The organism is Streptomyces sp. NPDC085866, from assembly GCF_044541035.1.
In the GTDB taxonomy this organism is placed as follows: Bacteria; Actinomycetota; Actinomycetes; order Streptomycetales; family Streptomycetaceae; genus Streptomyces.
In genome coordinates this window covers 1-1,058 of sequence record NZ_JBITSQ010000043.1, presented here as the reverse complement: position 1 = coordinate 1,058, position 1,058 = coordinate 1, and the positions used below count along the sequence as shown (strand labels likewise).

Genomic DNA, 1,058 nt, shown 5'->3' with positions numbered 1-1,058 from the left:
ATGGAGATCTTGCGGGGCTTGGCGCGCTCGGCGATCGGGATGCGCAGGGTGAGCACCCCGGCGTCGTAGTCGGCCTGGATGTGCTCGGTGTCCAGCGTGTCGGCGAGCACGATCTGGCGGGAGAAGACGCCCAGCGGCCGCTCGGACAGCTCCATCTGCACATCGTCGGCCTTCGTCACGGGCCGGCGCTCGGCCTTGACGGTCAGCATGTTGCGTTCGACGTCGATGTCGATCGCGTCCGCGCTGACGCCGGGGATGTCGAAGGCCACCACGTACTGGTCGCCCTCGCGGTAGGCGTCCATCGGCATCGGGGACGGCCTGGACCAGGTGCCCGGGCCCATCAGCTGCTGGGCCAGCCGGTCCAGCTCACGGAAGGGGTCGGTGCGCATCAACATGGGAAAACACCTCCAGGAAGTTCGGGCAGTTGCTGCCAATGCGCCTCACTGACACCGTTGTAACATGTCATCCAATGGATGACAAACATGGTGTCGTCCAAAGGATGACTACCTGAGGGAGGTGCCCATGACCCCGGCCGACCAGCCGGCATCGTCCAGCGCCGACGCACACAGCCCGGCGTCGTTCCTCGCCGCCGCGGCAGCCCTTCACGCCATAGACGACGCCCTGCACGCCGCCCGGAACGAGGACCCCGGCGAGACGCACGACGTCGGCCCGGAGCAGGCCCTGGCCTCGCTTCTGCTGCTGCGGCAGGTACGCGAGCAGCTCGCCGGATGGGAAACCGGCCTGATCGAAACCGCCCGCGAGGCGGGTGCCAGCTGGGCGGACCTCGCCCACCCCCTCGGCGTCGCCAGCCGCCAGGCCGCCGAACGCCGCTACCTGCGCGGCCGTCCCGGCCCCGCCGGAACCACCGGCGAACAACGCGTCCAGGCCACCCGCGAACGCCGCGCCGCCGAACGCACCACCGCCACCTGGGCCCGCCACAACGCAGCCGACCTGCGCCGCATCGCCGGCCAGATCACCGCCCTCACCGACCTTCCGGCCGCCGCGCGTTCCCCGCTCAGGCAGCTCCACGCGGCCCTCGCCGACGACGACCCCGCCGC

General features: G+C 70.9%; 2 protein-coding genes. One reads left to right on the top strand and one right to left on the bottom strand.

Translation table 11 applies throughout. The features are described 5' to 3' along the window. Positions 1-395: Hsp20/alpha crystallin family protein (locus ACIF83_RS45670; protein WP_399736568.1), on the bottom strand; the 395-nt coding region annotated here is incomplete at its 3' end. 127 nt (positions 396-522) lie between these two features. Here ACIF83_RS45670 and ACIF83_RS45665 point away from each other — a divergent pair. Beyond that, positions 523-1,058 (top strand): type III effector protein (locus tag ACIF83_RS45665; RefSeq protein WP_399736565.1); only part of this gene is annotated, 536 nt, incomplete at its 3' end.